The 25057-nt window shown below is 70.4% G+C and carries 21 protein-coding genes and 2 pseudogenes; 7 read left to right on the top strand and 16 right to left on the bottom strand.

The genetic code is table 11. The features are described from left to right. Nucleotides 1-9: 9 nt before the first annotated feature. From ACIOC0_RS18630 to ACIOC0_RS18555, 16 genes and pseudogenes are all read right to left on the bottom strand, one after another. Nucleotides 10-666 carry a M15 family metallopeptidase gene (locus ACIOC0_RS18630; protein ID WP_402156062.1) on the bottom strand — a complete coding sequence of 219 codons (657 nt, stop codon included), beginning with the start codon at nt 664-666 and terminating at the stop codon, nt 10-12. Next, a complete protein-coding gene (locus tag ACIOC0_RS18625) occupies nt 663-1703 on the bottom strand; it encodes a GNAT family N-acetyltransferase (RefSeq protein ID WP_402156061.1) in 1041 nt (346 codons plus the stop codon). The genes ACIOC0_RS18630 and ACIOC0_RS18625 overlap by 4 nt, the downstream gene beginning before the upstream one ends. Then, entirely contained in the window at nt 1700-3145 is a 1446-nt protein-coding gene (locus tag ACIOC0_RS18620) for a phosphotransferase (RefSeq protein ID WP_402156060.1), read from the bottom strand. Before ACIOC0_RS18620 ends, ACIOC0_RS18625 begins: the two co-directional genes overlap by 4 nt. Beyond that, on the bottom strand, nt 3142-4011 hold the full coding sequence (locus tag ACIOC0_RS18615; RefSeq protein ID WP_402156059.1) for a class I SAM-dependent methyltransferase: 870 nt from the start codon (nt 4009-4011) through the stop codon (nt 3142-3144). The genes ACIOC0_RS18620 and ACIOC0_RS18615 overlap by 4 nt, the downstream gene beginning before the upstream one ends. Next, nucleotides 4008-5150, bottom strand: coding sequence for a protein-L-isoaspartate O-methyltransferase (locus ACIOC0_RS18610; RefSeq protein WP_402156058.1), 1143 nt, complete (start codon nt 5148-5150; stop codon nt 4008-4010). The genes ACIOC0_RS18615 and ACIOC0_RS18610 overlap by 4 nt, the downstream gene beginning before the upstream one ends. A gap of 119 nt (nt 5151-5269) precedes the next feature. Then, nucleotides 5270-6757: an NUDIX domain-containing protein gene (locus ACIOC0_RS18605; protein ID WP_402156056.1), complete on the bottom strand. Its 1488-nt coding sequence runs from the start codon at nt 6755-6757 to the stop codon at nt 5270-5272. Nucleotides 6758-6870: 113 nt separating this feature from the next. Continuing rightward, nucleotides 6871-8256 (bottom strand): MFS transporter, encoded by a 1386-nt coding sequence (locus ACIOC0_RS18600; RefSeq protein ID WP_402156055.1) that lies wholly within the window; start codon nt 8254-8256, stop codon nt 6871-6873. After that, nucleotides 8240-9277, bottom strand: coding sequence for a phosphotransferase enzyme family protein (locus tag ACIOC0_RS18595; protein ID WP_402156054.1), 1038 nt, complete (start codon nt 9275-9277; stop codon nt 8240-8242). Before ACIOC0_RS18595 ends, ACIOC0_RS18600 begins: the two co-directional genes overlap by 17 nt. Continuing rightward, nucleotides 9274-9819, bottom strand: a complete 546-nt coding sequence (locus ACIOC0_RS18590; RefSeq protein WP_266552184.1) for an HIT family protein — start codon at nt 9817-9819, stop codon at nt 9274-9276. The genes ACIOC0_RS18595 and ACIOC0_RS18590 overlap by 4 nt, the downstream gene beginning before the upstream one ends. Continuing rightward, nucleotides 9816-10109, bottom strand: a pseudogene (locus ACIOC0_RS18585) (ABC transporter); the annotation flags it as partial. The pseudogene ACIOC0_RS18585 and the gene ACIOC0_RS18590, both read right to left, overlap by 4 nt. Before the next feature lie 16 nt (nt 10110-10125). Further along, on the bottom strand, nt 10126-12201 hold the full coding sequence (locus tag ACIOC0_RS18580) for an ISAzo13 family transposase (protein WP_402156053.1): 2076 nt from the start codon (nt 12199-12201) through the stop codon (nt 10126-10128). Nucleotides 12202-12269: 68 nt separating this feature from the next. Further along, a pseudogene (locus ACIOC0_RS18575) lies at nt 12270-13922 on the bottom strand (ATP-binding cassette domain-containing protein); the annotation flags it as partial. A gap of 255 nt (nt 13923-14177) precedes the next feature. Then, entirely contained in the window at nt 14178-15017 is an 840-nt protein-coding gene (locus ACIOC0_RS18570; RefSeq protein ID WP_402156052.1) for an endonuclease/exonuclease/phosphatase family protein, read from the bottom strand. A gap of 220 nt (nt 15018-15237) precedes the next feature. After that, a complete protein-coding gene (locus tag ACIOC0_RS18565; protein ID WP_402156051.1) occupies nt 15238-16365 on the bottom strand; it encodes a DNA alkylation repair protein in 1128 nt (375 codons plus the stop codon). Between the two features lie 82 nt (nt 16366-16447). After that, nucleotides 16448-17290, bottom strand: a complete 843-nt coding sequence (locus tag ACIOC0_RS18560; protein WP_402156050.1) for a TauD/TfdA dioxygenase family protein — start codon at nt 17288-17290, stop codon at nt 16448-16450. 31 nt (nt 17291-17321) lie between these two features. Further along, entirely contained in the window at nt 17322-18200 is an 879-nt protein-coding gene (locus ACIOC0_RS18555; protein WP_402156048.1) for an amino acid--tRNA ligase-related protein, read from the bottom strand. 501 nt (nt 18201-18701) lie between these two features. On the opposite strand from ACIOC0_RS18555, the gene ACIOC0_RS18550 reads away from it, so the two are divergent. From ACIOC0_RS18550 to ACIOC0_RS18520, 7 genes are all read left to right on the top strand, one after another. Then, nucleotides 18702-18947, top strand: a complete 246-nt coding sequence (locus ACIOC0_RS18550; RefSeq protein ID WP_402156047.1) for a hypothetical protein — start codon at nt 18702-18704, stop codon at nt 18945-18947. Nucleotides 18948-19084: 137 nt separating this feature from the next. Continuing rightward, nucleotides 19085-20131 (top strand): fatty acid desaturase family protein, encoded by a 1047-nt coding sequence (locus ACIOC0_RS18545; protein WP_388071564.1) that lies wholly within the window; start codon nt 19085-19087, stop codon nt 20129-20131. A gap of 111 nt (nt 20132-20242) precedes the next feature. Beyond that, nucleotides 20243-21388 (top strand): inosamine-phosphate amidinotransferase 1, encoded by a 1146-nt coding sequence (locus ACIOC0_RS18540; protein ID WP_402156045.1) that lies wholly within the window; start codon nt 20243-20245, stop codon nt 21386-21388. Nucleotides 21389-21454: 66 nt separating this feature from the next. After that, nucleotides 21455-22780: a hypothetical protein gene (locus ACIOC0_RS18535; protein WP_402156044.1), complete on the top strand. Its 1326-nt coding sequence runs from the start codon at nt 21455-21457 to the stop codon at nt 22778-22780. Further along, entirely contained in the window at nt 22777-23607 is an 831-nt protein-coding gene (locus ACIOC0_RS18530) for a DUF3865 domain-containing protein (protein WP_402156043.1), read from the top strand. The genes ACIOC0_RS18535 and ACIOC0_RS18530 overlap by 4 nt, the downstream gene beginning before the upstream one ends. Beyond that, nucleotides 23607-24038 carry a GFA family protein gene (locus ACIOC0_RS18525; RefSeq protein WP_205383861.1) on the top strand — a complete coding sequence of 144 codons (432 nt, stop codon included), beginning with the start codon at nt 23607-23609 and terminating at the stop codon, nt 24036-24038. Before ACIOC0_RS18530 ends, ACIOC0_RS18525 begins: the two co-directional genes overlap by 1 nt. Before the next feature lie 130 nt (nt 24039-24168). Next, nucleotides 24169-25035, top strand: coding sequence for a dimethylarginine dimethylaminohydrolase family protein (locus tag ACIOC0_RS18520; protein ID WP_402156041.1), 867 nt, complete (start codon nt 24169-24171; stop codon nt 25033-25035). The last annotated feature ends 22 nt before the right edge of the window (nt 25036-25057 follow it).

Raw genomic sequence — 25057 nt, 5'->3', positions numbered from 1 at the left:
GGTGCGATGTCAGGGCAGTTCGACGGGGCCGTAGAGGGCGGCCGGCTGCTGGGTCTGCAGGGCCCAGTACCGGTCGCCGAACGACCAGTGCCACCACTCGGTCCCGTAGTTGATTAAGCCTGCGGTGGACAGCGCGTCGCCCAGGGTGGCCCGGTTCGTGCGGGCCCGGGCGCTCAGGTTGGGGGCGTCGGTGTAGCAGGCGCCTTCGGACTCTTCGGGGGAGGCGTTGACGCGCGTGCCCATGTCCAGCTCGCGGCCCTGGTGGTCGATCAGCGTCACGTCGACGGCCGCGCCGGCGGAATGCGGCGCGATCTCCGGCGGTGACACGAAGCGGCTGGCTGCCTCCCGGAGCTCGGCGGCCTTCCAGTCCGGGTGGGCGCGGGCGAGCTCGTCGGAGTACTCCTCGAAGTACCGGCGCTGCAGGGAGGGGGGCCGGTAGCCCTCGATGAACAGCAACTGCACACCGCCGGGGAGCAGCGATTGCGCCTGCTGGAGCCGCGTGAGCACCCCCTGACGGACGAGAGCCCAGGCGCCCGCAGCGTCCTGCTTGCGGTCGTCGACCATCAGGCCGTGTGCGCGGGCGTCGAGGAGGACCTCACCGCGCTCCTGGACAGGGATCGCGGCGACCCGCCGGTCGGACATCAAGACGATGCTGCTGGTGGTCATGCGTTCCCCCAGGTGTCGACGTATGCGGCCACGCCGGTGCGGCGGGCCTCCTCCACGGCGCGCAGCCGCACGAAATCGCGGGCCGGCATCAACGCCTCCCACTCGGCCAGGGGCAGGACGCGGGCCTCGTCGTGCTCGCGCGGATTGAGGGTGATGCCCCGGATCTGTTCATCGGTGAGGCGACCGCCGTCGAAGATCAGCTGCAGAGTGCTGTATGGACGCTGCGCCCGGGGCTGTCCGAACACGGTGGCCAGCAGCCGGGGCGGACCCGCGGCGGTCAGGCCGGTCTCTTCCCGGCACTCGCGCACCACTGCGTCCCAGGGCCGCTCGTCCAGATCCATCGCGCCACCGATCATGTGCCAGGGGTGGCCGGGGGAGTAGACGGAGTGCAGCTGCAGGGGCCGGTCGTCCTCGTCGGTGACGTAGAGGCACGCGTACGCGGCCGCCCGGGGCAGTGAGTCGGCGTATTGCTGCGGCGGCACCCACGTCGAGTCCGGCTGCGCACCGGGCACAGCACCGGCACGTTGACGGTGGCGGGTCATCCGCATCAGCGCCGGGCTGCCGCTGAAGCCGAGCTCCCGGTACAGGGGCGCAGCTTCCGGGCTGGTGTGCAGCTCGAACAGGGTGACGTCCTCGACGTCGGCGAGGTGGTCGAGGAGTGCGGATAAGACCGCCCGGGCGTAACCGCGGCGGCGGAGCTCGGGCTGGGTGGCGACGATCTGTACGCGGGCGGCCCGGCCCCGGGGGTAGGCCGGGGCCGGGAGCACGGGGTGGATCAGGCCGAGGGCGCAGGCGGCCATCGTGCCGTCCGGGGCGTCGACGACGAAGGCCCGGGCGTCTCCCTCCGGCGTGAGCCGTGGCGCCAGCTCGTCCGTGCACTGCCGGACCCAGTCCTCGGTGAACGGTGCGGACAGGACGTATGCGGAGCGCATCCGGGTGATGGCTTCGGCGTCAGCGGGGGTTGCCGCGCGGACCGACGGCCGTCCGGCGGTGTCGCGCGGCTCGGCCGCGGCAGTGAGTGCTGTGTCGGCGTTCACTGGGCATCTCCTGTCGGTGAGAGGGCGGCACAGTGCTCGGCGCGCAGCCGGGCCAGGGTCCGCCGGCCGCGTTCGACCAGCTCGGGGTCACCGTGGGCAGCGCCGTATGCGATCCCGCTCACGGAATCGAGCGCTGCGTCGATGACGAGGCGGGCCTCCTCGGCGGCGGTCAGGGACCTGCCGTACCCGGCCAGAAACGCCTCGAACAGGTCGGGGCGGCCAGCCCAGGCGTCGGACAGGCGAACCAGATCCCGTACAGCCGGCCCCGGCTCACTGCGCTCGAGGTCGATAATCGCCACGAAGACCTCACGGTCGTCCGTCTCGTCGGCGGCGTCGGGGGTGGCGAGGATGTTGCGGAGCTGGAAATCTCCGTGGGTCTCCACCCACTCCAGTGGTGGCAGGTCCTCGGCCTGCCGGACGAGCTCGCGGACGAACTCCTCATCACCCGGAAGCAGATGAGACCGCGCCCCGGCCAGGTGCCGGTCGGCCTTGGCCACGGCCGGGCCGCTGCCGGCGGGAGCGGGCCGTGGGGGAGAGGACTGGTGGATGCGGCGGGCCAGCGCCCCGATCCGGTGGAAGACCTTCCTCTCCCGCTCCGGGGCAAGGACGGCGCCGTGCAGCGGGCGGCCCGGCACCGCGGTGAGGACCACCGCCCGCAGGGTCTCGTCGGCGGCGACCAGCCGGGGGGCGGCCGCCCCCAGCCCAGGTGCCCACGTCCGTAGCCCCCGCACTTCCCTGCCGTGGAACCGCTCGCTCTGGTGCACCTTCACATACCAGGTGCCGCCCTGGACGCCGTGGACCCGCCACACCCGGCTCTCCTCGCGCGCCCATGACGTATCCGTCCACTGCGCGATCCGGCCGACCGCCCGCTCCGCAAATTCCACGACCGCAGCGTCGGGACGGGCGGCAGATGTCTGGCCGGTCACGTCCGGCACGATGAGCAGCCGGTCGGCACCGGGGTCGAAGGCGATGCTGTCGCCGGGCAGTTGGAAGTGCAGGGCGAGCCGCGCGCCAGCGCTGTAGGCGTCCAGGCCCGCACGGCAGTACGCCACCATTGGGGCGGGCAGGGCGGTAAGGGGTGCCCAGTCCATCGCGTCGCAGACGTCCGGCTCGGCAATCTCCGGCTCGCCCTTCCACCGCCGGACCTCGAAGAAGTGCCCGGTACGACTGGCGCCTCCGGGGCTGCGGTGGTGCACGGTCACGGCGGCCCGCACGTCGGCCTCGTCGATGACGACACCGGTCTCCTCCCGCGCCTCGCGGATCAGGGCGGTGACCACGTCCTCGTGCGGACCGTCCAGGTGCCCCGACGGTAGGTGCCACAGGCCGGCGGCGTACACCTGCCCGGCCCGCCGGGACAGCAGAACCTGCGGCCCGTCGGCGGTCTCCCGGCGCAGGATCAGGTGGACGTCCACCGGCTCGGTGTGCCGCTGCTCGCTGCTCATCGCGCTCCCTCCGGACGCCGGGCGAGCAGAACCCTGAACGTCGCTTCCTCGACCAGAGACCCGTCCACCACGTGCGCGTGGAGAAGGGCGAGGGCTTCGTCCTCGAACGCCTGGTGCCGCCCTGCGAAGAGCTCGGGAGCGGCGAACGACGTGGTGCGCAGGTAGCCGAGCACCTCGTGCGGCGCCCAGGCGCGGGTCACCGGGAACAGGTGCTCGGTGACGTCTTTGAAGGCCGAGTCGGCGAGGTCCTCCTCGTACGAGCGGCGGGGCTCGGCGTAGGCACGGCGGGCGCCCGCCCGGCGCTCGGCGCCCAGGTAGCGCTGGATCAATTCGCGCAGTGCACGGGTCCAGTCGGCGTCGTGGGTCCACAGGCTCCCGTCGCCCATGATCGCTACTGCGCCGCCCGGTGTGGCGACCCGGTCGGCCATCTCCAGGACCGCCTCACCGTTCATCCAGTGGTAGGACCGGCAGAAGGTGATCAGGTCCGGGCCGGAGTCCGGTTCGCCGGGCAGCGTCGCGAGCGGCTCGTAGGCGTCGGCTGCCGCGTGGACCAGGGTGAGGGTGCAGTGGCCGAGCACGGGGGTGAGGGCCTGCCTGGCCTGATGCAGCATCTGCGGGCTGACGTCGACGGCTTCGATGTGCGTCAGGTCAGCGCCGGCGGACAGGAGCGCGAGGGGCACCTGCCCGGTTCCGGTGCCCAGGTCGAGCAGCACCGGGGACGGCCGGCCCCGCAGCGTGCCGGCGAGCAGGCGCACCGCCGCCTCGGGCAGGCCGGGGCGGTGGCGGGCGTAGGTCAACGCCGCGCTCTCGAACATGGTCTCCTGCTCCGGTGCAAGGTCCGGAAGGGGCCCGTCGGGGTAGGTCACGGGGTGGCTCCCTCATCGCGCGGGTGGGAGGGCAGGTGCCAGGACAGGCGTCCGCATTCGGACGCCGCGCGCTGCCCGCCGTCCGCGTCGAAGTAGAGGCGGTAGCGGTCGGGGGAGCGTGCGGCCCGCCACCGGTCGGCGAGGTCCTGGATCTCTTTCCAGATGTCCCGCGGCCCTTGGACGGTGACGCTCCAGCGCCGGTGGCCCACCGGCTCCGCGCGCATCCAGGATCCGCAGCCGGGTGCGCCGATCGCCAGGTGCTCAGACCCGAAGTCCCGCACCAGACCGCCTCCGAGGAGATGGTCGGCCGCCAGCCAGAATCCGCGGTCGCTGTCCGCGGGCGGCGCCAGCTTGCTCCGCTGGGTCCAGGTGCCGGGCTCGGTGGCCATGCGCTGCCGGAGCTCCTCGTTGAGCCAGATCCGCGCCATGCCGTGCCCGGCACGGTGGGCGAACTCCACGGCCCGCAGCTCTGCCGTGATCCGCCCGTCGGCGGTGCGTCCGACGACAGCGAGGCCGGGCCACGACGGGGATGCGCTGGTCACGTGCGCCAGCAGCTTGCCGTCGGGCGCGAGCTGCTCGACCAGGGCCGTCGGCACGCGCTCCACCGTGTACGACACGAAGATCCGGTCGAACTCCCGTGCCGGCACGCCCTGTTCGCCCGATCCGCACACCACCTGCGGCCGGAAGCCGAGGTCGGCCAGCCGGGCGGCGGCCGCGTCGGTGAGGTGCCGGTCCCGGTCGAGGGTCGTCACCCCCCGGTCGCCACAGACCTGGCAGGCCACCGCGGCGGTCACCCCTGCGCCCGTCCCGACGTCCAGCACGCGCAGACCCGGGCGCAGATCCAGCTCTTCCAGCAGCGAGGCGGTCAGGCCCGTCACCGTCGACATCGACGTGATCGACGCCCCCGACCGACTCCCGCGTGCCCGGCCCAGCAGCGGCTCCCCGTCGTGTTGGACGAGCACACTGGCCCCGCCGTACAGCAGCCCGAGGAGCTTGGGGCGGTCCTGCGGCTCCGACCAGTCCAGCAGATCCCAGCGCGGCGGCTCTTTGCCTGGGGCACTGCGCCGTACGTACGCCTGCGGCATCAGCACTTCGCGGGGTAGCGCGAGGTGGGCGTCGCGGACCGGGCCCGGCCGCAAAGACCCTTCCTCCTCGAGTCGGGCGACCATCGCCGCCCGCGCGGCTGCCGGATCCGCTTGTGCATCCGTCGGCGTGGCCCCGCCGACCGGTCCGGCGGCGGGACAGGTGTCTAGAGTGCTCATCGCTCGCCCCAGCCGTGCTCGGAGTACGGGCGCCCCCGGAGGATTCCGTCGATCGCCCGTCGGGTGTACGGCACGACTGCGGCCGGAAGTTTCTGCGGCTCCCACCAACGCCACTCCATGCACCGGTCGGGCTCCAGGACCTCCGGGTCGCCGGTCCAGGAGCGAGCCTGGAAGACGAGCGCGATCCTGGGCCGCACGTTGGGGGAGTCGACATGGTGCACCGTGTGGACGAGGTCGACGTCCTCGGGCGCGATGGTGAGGCCTGCTTCCTCCTTCGCTTCCCGGACCAGGCAGTCGATCGCGGCTTCCCGCTCGCAGTGGCCGGCCAGGAAGTGCCAGGTGTCCGGCGCGAAGGCGGAATCAGGGTGGCGCCGGCCGAGGAGGATCCGACCGTGGTCGTCCTGGAGATGGAGGTGGACACCGACTATGTGCAGCTCGGTCCCCGGCGGGGCCTCGCTGGGCAGCGGATAGGTGTCGTCCGGCGGTCCCTCGGCCGCGGGGTGCTCGGCCGCGTGGCGCCGGATCAGCTCCCCGAGACCGGGACTCAGGCGTAGCCGGTCGAGCATGTCCACAGTGCACCACGTCAGCAGGACACCTTCGCGGAGATCCACCGCCCCGGCATCCCCACTCCAGCGCCCGGCATAGACGCTGATGGGCACCGCCAGGCCGTCAACGCTCGTCGCCTTCTGGACGGCAAACGGCACCAGTTCCGTGGGCTCCAGACCCGGCACCTCCTCGGCAAGCTCGCGTCGCAGTGTCGCCTCGAGGCTGGCATCGTCCCGCGACCGTTTGCCTCCCACGAGGGCCAGCACCCAGGGCTCCCACATGCCTTCCCGGTCATCTCGTAGATGAAGGAGGTACCGGCCGGCTCCGTCATGGATAAGGGCGTTGGCGCTGACGGGCTCCGGGCACCCGTCGAGGCCGTCCGCCTCGGCGGCCAGGAGCTTGGCCCGCAGCGTCGGAGATCGCACGTCGGCGTACGGGAGCCACCGGGCCCCGGCGACTTCGTCGTCCTGCAGAGCGAGCGCAGGCGGTTGCTCGGCGGTGAGGTAGAACGCGAAGCGGACATCGAAGTGCTGGTGAGCGGGCTCGCCCTTGGCCGGGTTGGCGTCAATGTCATGCACGTCCACATCGATCGGCTCGGCGAGGAACTGCGGGGTCAGGCACAGGTCGCCAGGGCGCAATCCGGCCTCTTCGCACACCTCGCGCACGGCAGCGGCCAGGAGCGTACGGTCACCCGCCTCAACGTGGCCGCCGGGGCAAAGGAGCAGCCCTGTCACCCGATGGCCGATGTGGAGCACCCGGCGGTCACGGTCGATGACCACGGCGCTGCAGGTCACGTGTCCGGGCAGCGTGGCGCGGCTGGACGGCTCCTCGGCGGCGTCGAGGACAGCCAACAACCCTTCCAGGGAGTCTCGTTCCTCGGCATGCCGGCTGAGATAGGTCTCGATGGTCGCGCGGATATCAGAGCGGGAGGGCGGCACGTGATCACCTCGGGACGTGGCGGACGGAATGTACGGGCTGGGAGGGAGGGGCGCGCCTGGCGGCGGGTCCGCCGATGACGGCTCCGGGCCGGGGGCCGTGTGCAGGTGGATGCTCACGGGCCACCTTCCAAGGAGCGGTCGTGCCGCACATCCACGGCGACTGCGGGATGGGGGACGGCCGGCCCCGACGGCGTCGGAGGTGTGACGGCCTCGGCTGAAGGGGAAGCCACGGCGGGCGAGCTGGGCATGTCCAGCAGACTGCGCAGCGGGGAGCGGTAGAGGACCGCGAGGGGGACGAGGAGGAGGCAGGCGCCGGCGACCAGGGTGGGGCGCACGCCGATCCAGGTGCCGAGCCCGCCAGCGAGGAGCGCGGCTACGGGCCGTGCACCGGAGGTGAGCCAGGTACTCACGGCCTGCATCCGGGCCTGCATGCCGTCGGCGGTGACGACCTGGCGAATGGTGCGCTGGGTCGTCCCCGCGGCCGCGGCACAGGCCAGCTGAAGAAACAGCGCACCACCTATGGCGAACTGCCAGCCCAGGCCCGGGGAGGCGAGGAGCAGCGGGATCTGGGTGAGCGGGGTGCTCGCGAGGGCGGCGAGCATCATCGGCCCGGGCCCGTACCGCGCCGCGAGTGAGGGGGCGGCCAGAGCGCCGGTCGCCGCGCCTAGGGCTCCGATGCCCAGGACCACGCCGAAGGCGGTCGCGCCCATGGCGAGGGACCGGAGCAGGTACAGCGCCCACAAGGTATTGAGGAGCGCCAGGGCGAACGACGTCGTCGCGTTGACGAGGGTCAGGGTGCGCAGCCGGTGGTCGCCGTTCACGTAGCGCAGGCCATCACCGATCTCGGTGTGCAGCCGGCGGCCTTCCGCTGCCGGCCGGGAGCTTTCGGGGGCCTGGATGCGGGCGGTGCACCAGGCGCTGACGAGGTAGGACAGGACATCCCCGAGAAGCGCCCGGGCCGGGCCGAGGAGCGCGGTCAGGGCGGCGCCGAGGTTGCTGCCCGCGGTGGCGGCGACGGCGAAGAGCCCGCCGATGCGGCTGTTGCTCCGTTGGAGCAGGGACCGGTCGACCAGGCTGGGCAGGAGACTGATCGCGGCGGCATCGTGCAGCACCCCCGCCGCGCCTTGCACGGCCGCGACCACCATCAGCTGGGTCAGGGACAGCCGGTCGAGCGCGGCCCCCACCGGCACGCTGGCCAGCGCGGCGGCGCTGACCAGGTCGCCGGTGATCATCTGCCTCCGCTTGGAGTGTCGGTCGGCGAGGGCCCCGGCGTGCAATGCCAGCAGTGCGGGCGGCAGTTGGCCCAGGAACGTCAGCCAGGCGACCTCGGCGGTGGTCGCGTCCAGTTCGAGCACCGCCAGCACGGGGATCACCATGCTGCTGATCGAGCTGCCGGTCACGCTGGCTGCCTGCCCGGTCAGGTAGCGGCGGAAGTTGCGGTGCCGCCACAACGACGGCCGGGTGCCGGGAGAGGAGGAGGGGTCAGTGGAGGAAGTCATGGAGCACCTCCTCGGCTTCCGTCAGGCGCTCGCACAGCTCGGCCATGGCCGCCTGCCGGTTGCGCCCGTACGCCTCGAGTTCGGGGGTGACGGCGGCCGGGTCGTCGACGGCCTCGGACAGGGGATACACCGAGCAGGCCAGGTATCCGGCGGCAAGGCGGGGCACGGCGAGGAGTTCTTCGGCCGGCAGCGCCGGGTTGGCTGCCCGGTAGGCAGCGACAGCTTCAGCGAGGCCGGTAGGCCACTGCGGCTGCGCCAGGACAGTGCGCGGGTCCAGGACGATCCGCCCGAGCTCCCAGGCGGGGCTGCGGTGACCGGGCGGCCGGAAGTCGATCAATGCGGCCACCTGCTGTCCGCGAAGGAGCAGGTTGGGCGTGGCCAGGTCTCCGTGGACGGTCTGCACCGTCAGCGTCGTCGGCAGCTCTTTGACCATGGCGGCCACGGCAGGCAGCGCGTCGAGCCGCCGGGCGGCGGTCTCCCGTGCCCAGGCGGGAAACCCCGAGGTGGGCGGCCTCTTGGCGAAGAGGACGAGCAGCCTGTCAAGGCGCTGCCGGGCCCGCTTCACATCGCAGACTTCCCGGGCGGGTACACGGCGCGGAGGTCCGGCCGGTTGCCGGGCCAGAGTCCGGTGAAGGTGCCCGACGGTCTCGCCCACTGCGGCCCACCGATCGCCGGACAGGCCGCCCTCCGCCGTCTCCGTGTCCTCGACGTACGCCGCGACCGACACCGCCATGTCGCCGGCGGCCGCGATGAGGTCACCTTCCAGGGTCTTGCGAACTACCGGCACCGGGATCCGGCCGAGCCGCGCGAACTCGCCGAGCTCGAGCGCCTGGCGCTCCGCGTCCAGATCGGTGCCCGCCGGGTAGGCCTTCACGAACCACCGGGCTCCGTCGCTGTCCCGGGCCACGTAGTTGCGGGTGGCGGTCCCCGCAGGACCTTCGTCGACCACGGTCGGGACGATCCGGTAGAACAGCGTCAGGATCCCCGCCACGACCATCCCGTCCGACTCTGCGCCGTTCATCGCCGCACCCCCGGCCGGCCGGAGGGAGGCAGCAGCCGGCGCAGTGCTAGGGCATCCGCCTGCAGCTGCACCTCGTCCTGCCGTCCGAGATCGAGCGCATCGAAGGGCAGCGGGCCGCCCGGCGCCGGGTCCGTTCCGGCTTCACGTCGCGGAACGCAGTGCCAGTGGGCGTGCGGGATCTGGTTCCCCAGCAGCAGGTAGTTCATCTTCAGCGGCTCGTAGAGCGCCTCCACCGCGCGGCCCAGGGCCAGGACGTCGCGCCAGAAGGCGGCCGCCTCTCCCTCGTCCAGCTCGGTGGGTTCGGCGACATGGCGGCCGGTGTAGATCACGACGGCATACCCGCGGACCTGGCCGCTGCGCCACAGGTAGGCGTTGCTGACCTCACCGCGCCGTACGAGCAGGCCCCAGCCGATGTCGTCGGCGTCGAAGTCGTTTCGGCACATCGGGCAGCCGGCGCCGATCCGGTGCGCGGTGAAGTCCGCCGGCCAGGCGCTGGTGGCTGGTGAGTGCGCGGAGTGGGACTGAGGGTGGTCGGGGATCATGTTGCCTCGCCGGTGGTGCGCTGCTGCAGTTCCCACAGGGAGCGGAACAGCCCCGGCTCGCGGGTGAGTTCCTCGTAGGAGCCTTCCTGGACGATGCGTCCCTGGTCGAGAACGATGATCTTGTCCGCGATGGCGACGTTGGCGAGCCGGTGCGTGATCAGCAGGATTGCCCGGTCTTTGGCCAGGTCCCGCAGCCCGGTGAAGATGCGATGCTCGGCCCGCGCGTCCAGAGCAGCGGTGGGCTCGTCCATCACCAGCAGAGCCGCCTGCCGGTGAAACGCCCTGGGAAGCCGTGCGCAAACAACCTTACAGTTTCGCATGAGCATTCGATTCCCTCCTGGCCTCGACATAGCGGAGAACTTCTTCAGCACTGTGAAACCGTTGCGCCCTGTGAACGGGGGTGGGGTTGTATCCGTCCTCTTTGAGGAGCGGGCGCAGTTCCACGAGTGCGTTGCCGATGGTTCGAGGGCTCACTTTGAAGAGGTCAGCGATTACCGGACGGGTGGCGACCTGCCGCATGGCAAGAATTGCGGCAAGAACGCGGCCCTCGTCGGTGATCTTCCGGTAGATGACTGCGCCAGGGTCCTTCTTCAGCTCGGCGCCGCGTCGGTTATGTCGCATCTCTTGGAGCCGGGCTTGGTACCGAGTAGCCAAGCGCGTGGTGATGGCATCAAGTTCGGTATGGCTCATACCCGTGATGGCCGGATGCCGCAGTGCCTCTTGAGGATCGACTTCCTGGAGGGAGCCGGCAGAAGTGACAAAGTCCCGAACAGCTTGCGTGGTGGTAAGCCTGAGGTCGATGGCGCGCACTGTGTGGTTGTGTTCTGCCAGGAGGGCTCGGGTCTCACGCATGGGTTTCTGGAGGCCGCTTCGGGTTACTCCGAGGAGGTCCTGGAGAACGGGCATCGTACAGATCCCACGGAGATGAACGAGCGTGGCCATAATCCGGGCTGCTGGCGTGATTACCGTCATCCCGCCTGCCCCTTTCACACGTCGTCGTTTCCCGCCTCGTCGGTCGTAGTTTCGTTGTTCGGCCTTGGCCTCCTGGGCTGGCGCCAGAAGCGCGATAAGCTCGGCCAGTTCATCTCGGGTCATCCCGGTCATCACCGGGTTGGAGAGCATCTCCAGTACCTCCGACTGGATGAACCTGGGGTTTCTGTTTGCCGCAGGCACAGAGCAGTGATCGTGTGGCTCGATGGTGTAGTTCCAGGCGCCGTGAGTGTCGTGTGGCCGGATCGGCAAGGAGTCCAAGTACTCCTTGCTCACGGTGACCCCGATCGGGTAGGCGCGCGTGTCGAGTTCGGCCTCGACGCGCAGTCCGGAGCGGGTGCGGGTGGATTCGATGGTCTTGATGACGACTTCATGGCTGGTCAGCGGGCGTCCGCGCCAGTTCATCGTGATGTGGGAGAAGAGGCGGTGTTCGACCTTATTCCACTTCGATGTTCCGGGCGGAAAGTGACAGACGGTAATTGCGAGGCCGGTTTCCTCGACCAGAGTTGCAAGTTCGGACTTCCAGAGTCGGTATCGTGGAGAATTCGAGCCGCCGGAGTCCGCCGTGATCAGCAGGCGCTTGGCGCCCGGGTAGTCATGCTTGCCGCGGTTGTCCCACCATCGGCGAATCGATGCGACAGCGAAGGCCGACGTATCGTGGTCCACACCGACATTGACCCAGCCCGTGTTGGCCGCAATGTCGTAGATCCCGTATGGGATGACCTGCTGGATTTCTCCACGGAAGAACAGTGAGTGGTCCTCGACGTCGATTGGCTCGCCCTTGGGGCGCCACTCGCGGCCCGGGTTGTGGATCCGGCCGATCATCTCCTTTTTCTTCGTATCCACACTGATGACCGGCTCGCCGTCAGCCTGGTGTTCTTTGACCTGGTTATTGATGTAGTGGAACTGGGCATCTCGGTCAGGGTGTTGCTTTCCCTCCAGAGTCTTGGCGTTGCCCTGCAGGCTGAACCCGTTCGCACGCAGCAGTTTCCCAACTGTGGTCGCGGAGACCGGATGCCCTTGTTTGGTCAGCTCATCGGCGAGATGTCGCAGCGACTTGGTCGTCCACCTCAACGGCGACATGGGATCGCCTCGCTCATCCGGCTCGACCAATGCCAAGAGGGCGGGCAGCAGTCTGGGGTCCTTCGCGGCGGAATTCTTGCGGCCGCCTCCAGGGCGTCGGATGCGACCACCGGGAAAGGGCGACGGTTCATCTGCGAGTTCGGCGATACCTTTACGCACCGTCGTTTCACTGACGCCAGTCGCGCGGGACACCGCACGTATTCCGCCATGCCCAAGCTCGCGGGCCTCTGCGGCCAGCAGCAACCGCCGCTGCCTTTCGTTGAGGTGGGGGAGCAACACGCCCAACCGCGAGGCAAGTTGTTGGGACATCGACTGGGATATGACCACGCAAGATCAACGATCACGGGGTCCGTACAGCAACGCGTTGTTTGCGCACGGCTTCTGGTGAGCACCACCCGCTGCCACTGGCCCCCGGACAGCTGCTGGCCGCCGAACCACTCGGACGTCAGCAGGGTGTCCAGACCGGACCGCAGGTGGGGCAGCATGTCCGTTGCCCCGGACGCCTCGCACGCGGCGAGCACCGCGGCGTCTGCGGTATCCCCCTGCCCGAACGTGATGTTGTCCCGCATGCTCAAGGGCAGGTAGGTGTACTTCTGCGGCACCAGGGCGACATGCTTCCACGCCTTCCACGGGTCCATCTCGGCCGTAGCCGCGTGGTCCCAGGCCACCTCACCTGCCGTGGGCAGCAGCAGACCGCAGATCAGCCGCGACAGGGTCGACTTGCCCGACCCGTTCTCACCGACCAGCGCAATGATCTCCCCGCGCCGCACCTGGAGGGAGACGCCGCTGAGACTGTCCTTCGGGGCGCCGTCGTACCGGTAGGTGACGTCGCGGACCTCGAACCGCTCCGGCGGAGCGGAAAGCATCTGGGTACCGCGGGAAGCGGTCATGGCCTGCCCGTGGGCGTTGTCGAGGAAGTTCTGCCAGTCCTGCACGTACCAGCCGGTGCGCACCAGTCGGGCCCCGCCGTTGATGATGCCGCGCACGGAACCGGTCGCCGTCTGCAGTGCGAAGACCGCGCCGCCTCCTGACGCGAGGCTCATGCGCCCGGAAGCCAGGAGCCACAGCAGCGCGGCCCACACTGCGGCCGCCGCCACTCCGCCGGCAACCGCGCCGGCCAGTCCCATCCACGCGCCGGTGTTCGCGGCCTTGCGCTCCGCGGCGTTGACCGAGGCGGCGAGGCGCCGGTACCGGGCGGTGAGGAAGGGTCCGGCCAGGCAGGCTCGCATCTCCTCGCTGGACTCCATGTACGCCATGTGCCAGCGCAGCTTGTGCAGCATGCGGCGGCGTCCGGAGGTCTCGAGGCCCGCCAGGTACACCACCCGGGCGGCCCGTACGTACGCGGCGGCCTGTGGCAGGCAGGCCAGGAGGAGCAGAGGAAGGAGCACGGGGTGCAGCACGGCGAGAACGGTCGCGCCGGCGGCGAGCGTAGCCGTGGCCGCCAACACGTCCTGTGCTTCGTCCACCAGGTCCGGAGTGACCTGGGCGCCGCGGTCGGCGATGTCGTAGAAGTCGTTGTAGCCGGGCTTGTTGTTCGCCGCCAGCTCCGCGCCGAGCGCGGCCTCGATCATCGTGAGCTCCGCCGCCCGGGCCAGCACCGGCCGCAGCCGCCCGGTCAGCCACGTCACCGTGATCCCCAGCAGCGCCCGCAGCCCGGTGGCCGCGGCGACGACCGCCAGCTGTGGCGCCGCCTCCCACAGGCGTTCGGTGATGTCGCCCGACGAGATCAGCGCGGTGATCGACCCCGTGACGGCGAGCAGCCCCAGCGCGGCGAGCATGCCGGTGCCGATCTGGCACGCGAGCAGTCCGGCCGTCGCACCTCGGTCCACCTGCCAGGCCATCTTCAGTGACCGCAGAACCAGTGCGGGCAGCCGTCGCGCCATGGTGCCGGTGGTCAGCTGCGCCCCAGCCTGATGCCTCGATTCGTCCCGGTAGAGGAACTCCTCGTCCTGGGCTCTGCTCGTCTCGTCCGGAGCACCCGCCTCTGGTGTGCCGGTATCCGGCTGGTCCTGTGTGCTGGCCGAGGTCAACGTGGCCCCCTGACGGTCGCTGCGGCTGGGTCGTGAAGCTCAACGACCCGACATGGATTTCGAACACCTGTGTTTCAGTCGAGCTGGGAACCCCCAAATAGAGCGCGCGGCGGAGAGTGCGGGATGCACCGACCCTTGGGGTCTACGGGTGCAGATGCTTCGTGCAGTTGGCCGAAACGCCGAGGCTCGTGTCGGGGTCCGCATGTCGAGAGGCCCGGCAGGACAGCGGTTGATCGGCCGGCCAGCCGGGCGGGGTCACATGCGGGCGATGTCGAGGGTGACGATGACCGGGAGGTGATCGCTCAGCTGCTGGGTGGCGGTGTCGTCGAGTACCTCGTAGGAGTGCAGCGCCGGGGCGAGCGTGGGGGAGAGCAGGACATGGTCGGCGCGGTGGTCCCACTTCTGCTCCGGACTCAGGTGGCCCGCGGTGCGTGGGATGGGCTGATCGAGGTGGACGGGCGGGTCGACGAATCCGGCGTGCATGAGCGCGCGGATCGCCCGGCGGTCTGTGCCGCCGTATGAGCCGTCGGGCAGCATGAGGCGGTGCCCGGAGTGCTGGTGCGCCGGGATCAGATCCCAGTCCTCCGGTTCTTCGTCTTCGGCGCCGGGGGTGTTGAGATCTCCGGCCAGCAGGGTGCGTGCGCCGGCGTGCTCGGTCAGCCACTGGACTTCTGCCAGCCGGTCCTGCGGGCTGAACGGGTCGAGGTGGGTGTGAAGGAGCACGACCGGCTCCCGGACCCCGGTGATGCGCATCCGGGCTCGCAGGACGGTGTGGTGGAAGTTGCCGCATGCACCGTCGGGGGAGAACCCCAGACACCGCACCCGCGGCCACCGGTAGTACGTGACGAGGTGGCATCCGTGACTACGCGACCGTGCGAGCAGCGGCTGCATCTCCAGCCGTTCCGCGGTTGCGTACACGCGTTCGGAGTCCTTCTGGTCCCAGTGCTTGGCCTCCTGGAGGTTCAGCACGTCCAGGTTCAGGCCGCCCAGCAGGCGGATCTGGTCCTCCCAGCGCTCCTGGCCGCCGTTGAGGAGGTTGTAGCTGCCCACGCGCAACTGGCGGTCCGCCGGTAAGAGGAGTGGCGAGTCAGTCATACGGCTGGTATCTCACTTCGCGTAGTTGGATCATGCAGACGCTTCCAGGGCCGGCGCCCGCAGGCGTGGGGGCGCTGGGTAGTTAGGCCAGCAAGTTCTCTTCGCCATCCGCGTCCTTGCCGGTCGTGCGGTCGTCGTGCGCGCATGGCTAGGGCGGCAGCGGCGCGGAGGGCACTGCCTTGAACAGGGAGGACCTGGGTCGGGCCGAGGAGGGGGGTGGTCAGGGAGTGAGGACGGTGAAGGCGGCCGCGGGGAATCGGCGCCCGTTGACCTGGAGGGCGATCGAGTAGGCGCCGGGTGTCAGCTTCGCGGTGGCCGTCGACCGCAGCACGTGGTCCTTCGTGAGCAGGAGTTCGCTGTGTGGCTGGCCAGTGCCACGCAGAAGGAAGTACACCTTCTCGCGTGGCTTGCCAGTCGGTGTCGTCGACGAGATCACGAACATCACGTGCACTGGGACGGCCGCCGTGGTGGTTAGCGTGGCGGAAAAGCTGAGCGTGTCGCCGTCGGCGAGCTCGGTGCGCTCCAGAGTGAGGGGCGACAGGTCGATCGGTGCGTCGTGGGCGTAGCCGAGGAAGGCGTACGCAGCCGGCCAGCCCTTCTTCAACCTGCTGCGCAGGGCCTGCCGGGCGATGAAAGTGAAGTGCTTGTCGGCAGCTCGACCGGCGTCTTTCCATCGCTGAAGGGTGGCAAGTACCAGGTCCGGCTGCGTATCGGACAGGTCGTGGAGGTGGTTGGCGACCGACGCGCGGACGTAAGTGCTGGAGTCGCCGTAGAGCTGTTCGAGTACGGGCAGTGCCGCATCAGCCGGCAGGGAGATGCGTGGGGCGCAGGGCAGCAGCGGACGGGTGGCTTCGCTCGCGAGCCGGCGGGTCCGGTAGTCCTCGTCGCGGGCCCAGGCATAGACCGCCTTCATCGTCTCCTCGGGAAAGTCGTTGAGGAAATGCCGCACGGCGACCTCTGCCGAGAAGTACCGGGTGAGGCGCGCAAGAGCGGCCAGGGCCTGGTCCAGGTACTCGCCGGTGCGAAGGTAGCGCGCCACGAAATGGGAGTAGGGCGAGTAGGTGTGCAGGCCGAAGTCGTTCGGCACGCCAGCCGCTTCCGGGGTCGGCGGCAGGGAGCGCAGCAGCACGTCGAGGGCCTGAGAGCCGGTGACCGGAAGGTAGGTGTGCAGGCCCTCGCTGGTCCGGGCGATCCGGGCACCCAGCTCCAGCTGGGGAAGGTCCGCCATCACCGACGTCACGAACGCGTCGGCGTCGAAGTCGGGGCATACGGCGTGGACTTCGCGGCCGATGCGGGCGATGCGCTCAGCGTTGAGAGCGGTCTCTTTCAGGGGAACCTTCGCGGTCATGGGCACACCCTAGGCCGGCTACGGGGGCAACCTCGTGTTCTCGCCGCAGGCCATCCGGCGGTGTGAACGCGGGGGCTTTCGGCTATCGGACGGCGGCGCGGTACAGCAGCCGGCGGTGGCGGGAGCTGTCGCAGGGGGAGGCGGTGTGGAGGGTTGCGAGGTTGTCCCACACGACCAGGTCGCCCTGCTCCCAGCGGTGGCTGTAGACGTACGGCGCGCTGGTCGTGTGCTCCAGCAGCTCCTCCAGCAGCGCACGGCTCTCCTGCTCGGCGAGCGTGCTAATGCCACAGATCACCATGGAGCCGAGCAGCAGGGATCGGGCGCCGGTTGCGGGGTGGGTCAAGACGAGCGGGTGGACGACCTCCGGGCTCGCGGCCAGACTCCCGGCCGCGATCGACGACTGACCGCCGCTGGCCTGGCTCTGGAGCGCGCCGAGCTGCTCGATGGAGTGCACCGCGCGCATCGCCTCGATCCGCTGTCGCACCGCCGGCGGAAGGTCGGCGTAGGCGCGGGTCGCATCGGCGAAGCGGGTCTCGCCGCCGCGTGCGGGGGTGATGACCGAGTAGAGGATCGTCGCCGAGGTGAGCTGGGGCTTGAAGCTGTTGTCGGCGTGCCACTCCTCCTCGTTGTCCCCGTCGTAGACACCGATGTGCTCGCCGTCCTCGACGATGTTGCTGATGACGGTCAGGCCCGGGAAGCCCCCGACGGCGTACCGGCGGTCGACGCCGGTGTCCACCGTCCCGAAACAGGAGGCGACGGTCAGCAAGTCGGCGTGGTTCAGGTGCTGGCCGGGCACGATCAGCAGCCGGTGCTGACGCAGGGCCGCCGCCAACTGGGGCGCGAAGCTCTCGGCATGGATCGCGAGGTTGGCATCGACGACGGCGCCGAAGCCGCTCTCGTTGAGCGGGCGCAGCGACAGGTCCATCGCTACTCCTTCCGGACGGTGACCTGGGCGGTCAGAACTGGAGCGAGGGCTGGAAGACGCTGATGTCCTTGACTCCCGAGGCGGCCATGCACAGCCGCTCGATGCCGATGCCGAGTCCGACGCTGCCGGCCGGCACACGTCCCGCGTCGATCGCCTCCCTGGCCAGGGCCTGCTCGTCGTCGTACAGGTCCACCGCGCGGGCCCGTTCGACGAACGCGGCCCCGTCGGGCTCGTCCTCGTAGCCGTGGACGACCTCGATGCCGTCGACCAGGACCTCGAAGCGGTTGAGGACGGCCGTCGTGCCGGGTGCCAGGCGGGCGCACGGCTCGTCCCCGCCGACCGGGAACTCGGTCAGGAACAGCGCGGCGCTGGCGCTCTGGGACTCCACCTCGCGTTCCACGTACTGCCCGAGCACTGTCTTGAACGGCACGTCCGCGCTCATGCCCAGGTGGGCGGCCATTTGGGCGGGAAGGTCCCCGAGGGGCTCGCGGTGCAGGTCGATGCCGAACTGGTCGCGGACGTGGCCGGCGACGGAGACGCGCTGCGGGGCGTACGGGATGTGCGGGCCGATCAGCCTCGCGGCGAGCGCCAGGAGGAAGTCGAAGTCCTCGCCGGCAGCGTAGAGATCGAGCATCTGGAACTCGGGCGCGTGCAGCTCGTCGAGCTTCTCGGGCCGGAAGCACGCGCCGATCTCGAAGATGCGCCGGTGGTGCTCCAGGTTCACGCGCAGGGCCGGGCCGATCATCGCCCGCAGGAACCGCCCGCCGTCATGGTCCACCGGCAGACGGCGCCCCGGGCCGAGATCGGCTCTGCGCATCGTCGGGGTGGTCACCTCGACGAAGGCCTCGGCGCGGAGCGTGTCCCGCAGGCTGAACAGCAGGTCGGACTTCATGACGACGGGGTTGAGCACGGGTACTCCTCAAGGTCGTTGTTTCCGGGCGCAGTTCGCGGGAAGCCGGCCCCACGGTGATCTGTCGTTCAGGTCCTCGGCGGGGCCACAAAGTAGCCGCGCCTGTACGAGCAGTAGAAGCCCTCCCACCGGTCCTGCCACGTCCAACGGGCCCGCAACGAGGCCCGTTCAGGAACAGAGTTCGGCGTTTTCGCAGGTCAACCAGAGTCTGTGCGCAACGGTGACGCAACGGTCTCGTGCAACCGGCGCAACGGCCAGAGCCATTGCGGCCCTCCTCGGCCGAGTCCTAGCGTGACTGGCCAAGCGCCTGGCGTGACCACCACGCAACGCTCCTCCACAGGTGGAGGAGACGTGCTCCGGCGCGACCTCTCCACCGGCGTGCGCCCACACCACGGCGTGCCGAGCCGACGGTTCAGCACCTCACCGGACCCGCGGCCCGGCAGTTCCACAGCCCGATCACCCGGACTCGCGGATCATCCGCGACCGAGCAGGGAGAACTCGATGACCGCTACCGCTGGAATGACCCCGGACACCGGCCTGAAGGCTGGCATGCGGCCGGACGCCGCCGTGCTGAAGCTCGGGATGCGCCCCGACGCCCCCGTGCTGAAGGCTGGCATGCGGCCGGACGCCGCCGTGCTGAAGCTCGGGATGCGCCCCGACGCCCCCGTGCTGAAGGCTGGCATGCGGCCGGACGCCGCCGTGCTGAAGGCTGGCATGCGCCCGGACAGCGCCCCCGTCGCCGCCTGACACGCGGCTGATCCACCCCTTCGTCGTGCTCCGGCGCGCCCGCCCAACGGCAGGTCACCCGTGCGGCGCGCCCCCCCCGGGGGGCGCGCCGGAGCCCGGCCCCCCTTTCATCCGCACCGCGTCGACTGGAGAACCTGATGGGCAGCCCCGCCGCCGGCAGGACCCGCAGCGGCACCGGAGCTTCCGGCCCTGTGCGCAAGGCCCTCGGGCAGCAGCTCATCGCCGACCTGGAGAAGCTCTGCGGGCGCCCGACCATCGGCCTGTGGGACGTCACCTGGGACCTCATGGCGATCACCGCCGCAGCGATCGCCGGTCACCTCATCGGTCACGTCGCCGGCCCCCTGCTCGCCGTGTGCTACATCGGGGTGCGCCAGCGCCACCTGTCCAATCTCGGCCACGAGTGCGTGCACTCCAAGCTCATGGCCACCCGCCGCGCCAACCGGATCGTCGGCTACCTCCTGACTGGCCTGCTTGGCGAAGGCTTCGAGCCCTACCGCAGCAGCCACTACGTCCACCACGCCAAGCTCGGCTCGGACGACGACCCGATGTTCCAGTCCTACCGCGCCGGCAACATCCGCGCCGCGGGCCGGGCGCCCAGCCGCCGCGCCTTCGTTCTGCGGGTCATCGTGCGCAACGCCCTGTGGCGGCTGCCGAAGACCGCGGTGCTGGCCCTGGTCACCCGCGCGCCGGGAGAGACCTGGCGGGCCCTGGCCACCCGAGCCGTGCTGTGGACCGGCGTCGTCGCCACGCTGTGGCCCGTGGGCGGCGTGCCGTACCTCCTTCTCTACTGGCTGCTCCCCCTTGTCCTGGTGCGGCCGGTCGTCACCTGGATCACCGATCTCGGCAACCACGCCGGGCTGATCGAGAACGGCGATGTCCTCCTTCAGACCCGCGGCTGGACCTCCCACTGGCTCACCCGGCACCTGCTCGGCGGCCACCTGGACGACATGTTCCACCCCATCCACCACTGGTGCCCTCAGATCCCTTGGCGGCGCCTGCCTGAGGCCCGCGCCCTTGCCGCGCAGCACCTGCCGCGCTTCGGCGAAGTGCCGTGGTGCTCCGGCTACTTCTTCCGGCGGCGCTCCACCCCCGACCAACCGTGCGTGATCGAGGACATCATCACCCGGCTCGCCGCTGCTCCCGGCGCCGCCTGCACCCCGTCCCAGCACGCCTCGGCCGCCTGACCTCGTCCTCGCCCGACCTCCGAACCCTGTACGGCACCGCCCCCCCGGCCGCGCACCCGCGCGCCGCAGGCGAGGGGGCGCCGTCACCCGCCGCCGAGGAGGCGGCCCACCATGCCCCAGCCCGCACCTGCCTCGCCGACGGCCCTGAACAGCTTCGACGAGTTCACCCGGCTCGACGAAGTCGTCCTCGGCCGCGCCGAGCACTACGACGCCCACCACACCGACACCTCGTGGCGGCTGTTCTTCTACGACAACGTCGCCCCGGTCCTCGGCCGGCATGCCAGCCCGTCAGGGGAGGAACTGCTGCCAATCCCCGGGCAGTTGGTCGACGAGCTCAACGAGGACATCGCCGGCCTGGCCGACGCCCTGACCGGATGCGGGGTGAAGGTCCTGCGGCCGGCGGCGCCCGGCAAGGACATCGACATCCGCTCCCCGCACTGGGACGCCAGGGCCACCCCGCCGCTCAACGTCCGCGACCAGACCATCGTCCTCGGCAACACCATCGTGGAGACCGCGCCCCACGTCCGCGCCCGCATCTTCGAGAACGACCTGCTCAAGCCCGCCTTCTACCGCTACTACCAGGAGGGGGCGAACTGGCTGAGCATGCCGCGCCCGGCCCTGGCCCGCGACTCCCTGGACACCGCCTACTTCACTCGCCAGAACCTGGACGTCAGCCGCGCCACCGACGGCGAGAGCGCCGGCGCGATCGAGGGCCTGGGTCTGGAGATGGTCTTCGACGGCGCGCAGTGCATGCGCCTGGGCCGCGACGTCCTGGTCAACGTCGCCAACCACAACCACGAACTCGCCCTGCGCTGGCTGAGGGACAACATCCGCGACCTGCAATTTCACCGCATGGACGCCATGGCCGACAACCACATCGACAGCGTCCTGGTCCCGCTGCGCCCCGGCCTGATGCTGCTGCGCTCCCCGGCCTACCTGAAGTACCTGCCCGCGGCCATGCAGTCCTGGGACGTGATCTACGCCCCCGAGACCGACGACAGCAACTTCCCGGACTACAGCGACCTCGGCTTCGTCATCCCCATCGGCAGCCGGTACATGGACATCAACCTGCTGTCCATCGACGAGAACACCGTCGTCGTCAACTCGCTCTACCCGGAACTGATCGAGGTCCTGGAGGGCCACGGGTTCACCGTCGTCCCCGTCCGCCACCGCCACCGGCGGCTGTTCGGCGGCGGCTTCCACTGCTTCACCCTCGACACCGTCCGCCGCGGCGGCCCCGAGGACTACCTCAGCTAACCCCGGCGCCCCCTCGCCACGGCTCCCTCGAACACGACAGTCCGCCCCGACGTCAGGAGATCCTTGATGGACACCGCCTACCCCTGGCCGCCCGACCAGGCCTTCTGGACCGGCACCTTCCCCGACCACACCGCCGGGCGGACCACGCCCTTCCTCTTCACGGGCATCATCCCCGCCACCGCGGCCGGACCGGACGACGTCCTGGCCGGATTCGAGGCCATCCGCCGAGCCCACACCGCCGGCACCGACATCAAGGCGCACGCCCGCGTCTACGTCGGCGAGGACCGCCGCGACGACCTCCTGCCCCAGGCCCTGACCGCCCCGGGCTGGGACGGGGGCGTCGACGCCTTCGTGCCGTGGATGCAGGACCTCGCCGGCGCCGAGCGGTTCTCCCTGGTCATCAACAACCTGGAGACCGTCAGCCCCGCCCTCGCCGCAGGCCTCGGCACCTTCCTCAAGACCGTCATCGACGGGTGGGGCCTGCCGCTGGGCGGCGCCGAACAGGTCGCCTTTGCCGGGAACTACGCGGGCACCGCCTTCGGGATCCACGAGGGCTACGAGGACGCCTTCCTCGTCCACCTCGGCCCCAACGCCAAGAACTTCTACTGCTGGCCCGCCGAGCAGTACGAGAAGCTGACCGGCGGCAAGGAACCCACCTACGGCGACTACCGCGCACTGCTGAAGGAGGCTGAGCACTTCCTGCTGGAGCCGGGCGACGCTCTCTTCCTGCCCCGCCGGGTCTTCCACGTCGGCACCCAGGACACATTCTCCGTCTCGGTGGCCATGCCGCTGTACACCTACCCGTACGCGCAGATCCTGCAGAGCCGCATCATCCCGGACGTCCTCGCCGACCTGGCCGGGGAGGGGCCCGACGACCCGCTCAACGAGCCCTCCGCGATGGCGGACACGGCCGCCGGGCCCGGCGCCGTCGCCGACCGGCTGGCCGGCGTCGGCCGGGAACTCCTGACCGTCGCCGCCGACCGCGTCCGCGGCGCCGCCCGCCAGCACGCCGAGCAGCGGTGGGCCACCCTGCTGAGCAACGGCGGCTGGGAGCTCGTCGAGGGCGACCTGTCCCGCCAGGAAGCCGCGGACGCCTTCGACCCCGAGCGAGTCACGCCGGGCGTCAGCATCCGCGTGATTGCCCCCTACCAGGTGACCACCCTGCTCGACGACGACAGCGACTCTCACCAGGTCCTGCTGCGCGGCCACCAGCCGGGGATCGCCCTCGACGGCGCGGGCCTGGACCGGGACACCGTCACCGCCCTCAACCGCGGCGAAACCCTCGTCCTGCCCGACAACACCGAGCTCCTGACCGCCGTCCGCGCCCTGGGAGCCACCGGCGGCCTGCACCTGACCCCCCGCCCCTCCGACACCAAGGACGCCGACGCGTGACCCCCGACAACAGCCTCGTCCAGGCCTATCTGAAGGCCCACCCCGAGACGCAGAGCGCCGTCAATGGCACCCTGCTGGGCAAGTTCACCTCCGGCACCGCCCTGGTCACCGCTCACCTGGCGCCGCTGGTCGACTGGGCGTACGAGCGGATCGCCGAGAAGGTCGGCGCCGCCGACCTCAACGAGCGCCAGGCCCGGATGTACATCGAGGAGCTCTCGGTGTTCGCCCGCTACAACGCCCAGTACCTCAAGGCGGCCGCCACCGCCGTTGAGGGCTACTGCCCCGAGCTCGCCCACGAGCTGCGCCGCAACCACCTGGAGGAGGGCGGCGAGCGCGGCAAGGTGCCAGCGCACTACGTCCTCTACACCAACGCGCTCCTGTCGGACCTCGGCCTGCTCGTCAACGGCCACGTGCCCGCCCCCGAAACCGAGACGCTGGTCAACCTCCACCAGTGGATGGTCGGCTCGCACATGCCCAGCCACATCGCCGGCGCCTACTACGCCACCGAGGCCGTGGCGATCGCCGAGACCGAAATCCTGCGCGACATCACCAACCGCTACGGCGAGCTGACCACCGGCCGCAGCGGCAGCGAGCTCAAGGCCCTGCACTACTACTACGAACTCCACCTCGACGACGAGCATGAGGCCGCCCAGGTCAGCGGCATGAGCGTCGAGGCCGCCCACATCGAGGGCCTGGCCAGGTTCATCAAGGAGAGTGAACTCTTCCACATCGACCTGCCCCAGACCCTCGACGGCTGGCTGACGATCACCGAAGGGATGACACACTGGTGGGCTCAACTCGCCCACCGCGCCTCGGAGATGAACTAATGAACGCCACCCCCGACATCGTCGCCGCAGCCCAGGAGCGAACCGGCGGATGCCTGTGCGGACGGGTCCGCTTCACCGTCAAGGGCAAGGCCGTCTACCCGCACACCTGCAGCTGCCCGCACTGCAAGAAGCTCGGCGGCGGACCGATGATGTGGTGGGCTGGCTTCGCCCCCGAAAACGTCACCTGGACAGGCGGCGTCGAGCCGACCTGGTACACCACGTTCGAGGGCGAGGCCCAGCGCGGCTTCTGCCCGAACTGCGGCAGCCGCCTCGCGGCGATCGACAGCGACGTCCCCGAGCTCGGCATCGTCGTCACCGCCCTGGACGACACCAGCGGAGCCGATCTCGTCCCCGTCAACCAGTCCTTCCGCGACGACGCCGTGCACTGGCTGCCCCAGGTCCCCGACACCCAGAAGAGCCCCGTCGCCTGACACCCGCGAGACCTCCGGGGGCCGGCAGCCCTGACCCTGCCGGCCCCCGGACCCGCACCCTCCTGGGACCGTCTGCGCCGCGTCCGGCTCACCGTCCGACCGTCCCGCACCCCGCCCAGGAGACACCATCGTGCTCACGCCGCACGCCACCAGCGAGTACGGCGCCCTGCGCCACGTCGCCATGCGCTACGCCAGCGACGTCACCCCCGACCTCGACGGCCCCGACGTCCACCCCGTCCTGACCCGCCAGAAGACCACCAGCTCCTGGCAGCCGTACGACCCGGCCACCGTCCGCACCCAGCAGGACACCCTGATTGACCTCCTCCGCGGCCGCGGCACCGAGGTGACCCTCCTCGACGCCGTGCCGGGCTGCCCGGCCCAGCACTACCCCCGCGACATCGCCTTCGTCATCGACCACGTCCTGGTCATGGCGCGCCTGAACTCCACGCACCGCCTCCCCGAGGCCGAAGCGCTCGCCCCGCTGCTGACCGGCGCCCCGCACGTCGCCCACCTGGACGAGGGCACCATCGAGGGCGGTGACGTCGCCCTGCACACCGGCACCGTCCTGGTCGGCCTCGGGGAGGAGACGTCCCCCGCGGGCTTGGGGGCGCTGCAACGGGCACTGGCCCACCACGGCGTCGACCGTGAGGTCCGCCCGGTCCGCTTCGCCGTCGACGGCATCGTCCACCTGGACGACCACTTCACCATCGTCGCGCCCGACACCGCCCTCATCCACCGCGACGTCTTCCCGCCCGCCGAACTGCACTTCTTCGAGCAGCACTTCGACCTCGTCGACGTCACCGAGACGGAGGCGCGCGCCGTCCAGGCCAACGTCCTGGCGATCGCTCCAGACACCGTGATCGTCACCGTCGGCAGCGACCGCATCGCAGGGCAGCTCGCCGCACGCGGACTCGAAATCCTCACCGTCGACTACTCCGAGGTCACCCGGATCCCCGGCTCGCTGCGCTGCACCACCCTGCCGCTGACCCGCGCCTGATCCACTCCCGGTTCCCGCCCGG

It is taken from the genome of Streptomyces sp. NPDC088254, assembly GCF_044740925.1.
In the GTDB taxonomy this organism is placed as follows: Bacteria; Actinomycetota; Actinomycetes; order Streptomycetales; family Streptomycetaceae; genus Streptomyces.
The sequence above is the reverse complement of the archived record's forward strand: the minus strand, read 5'-3'. Positions and strand labels throughout refer to the sequence as shown.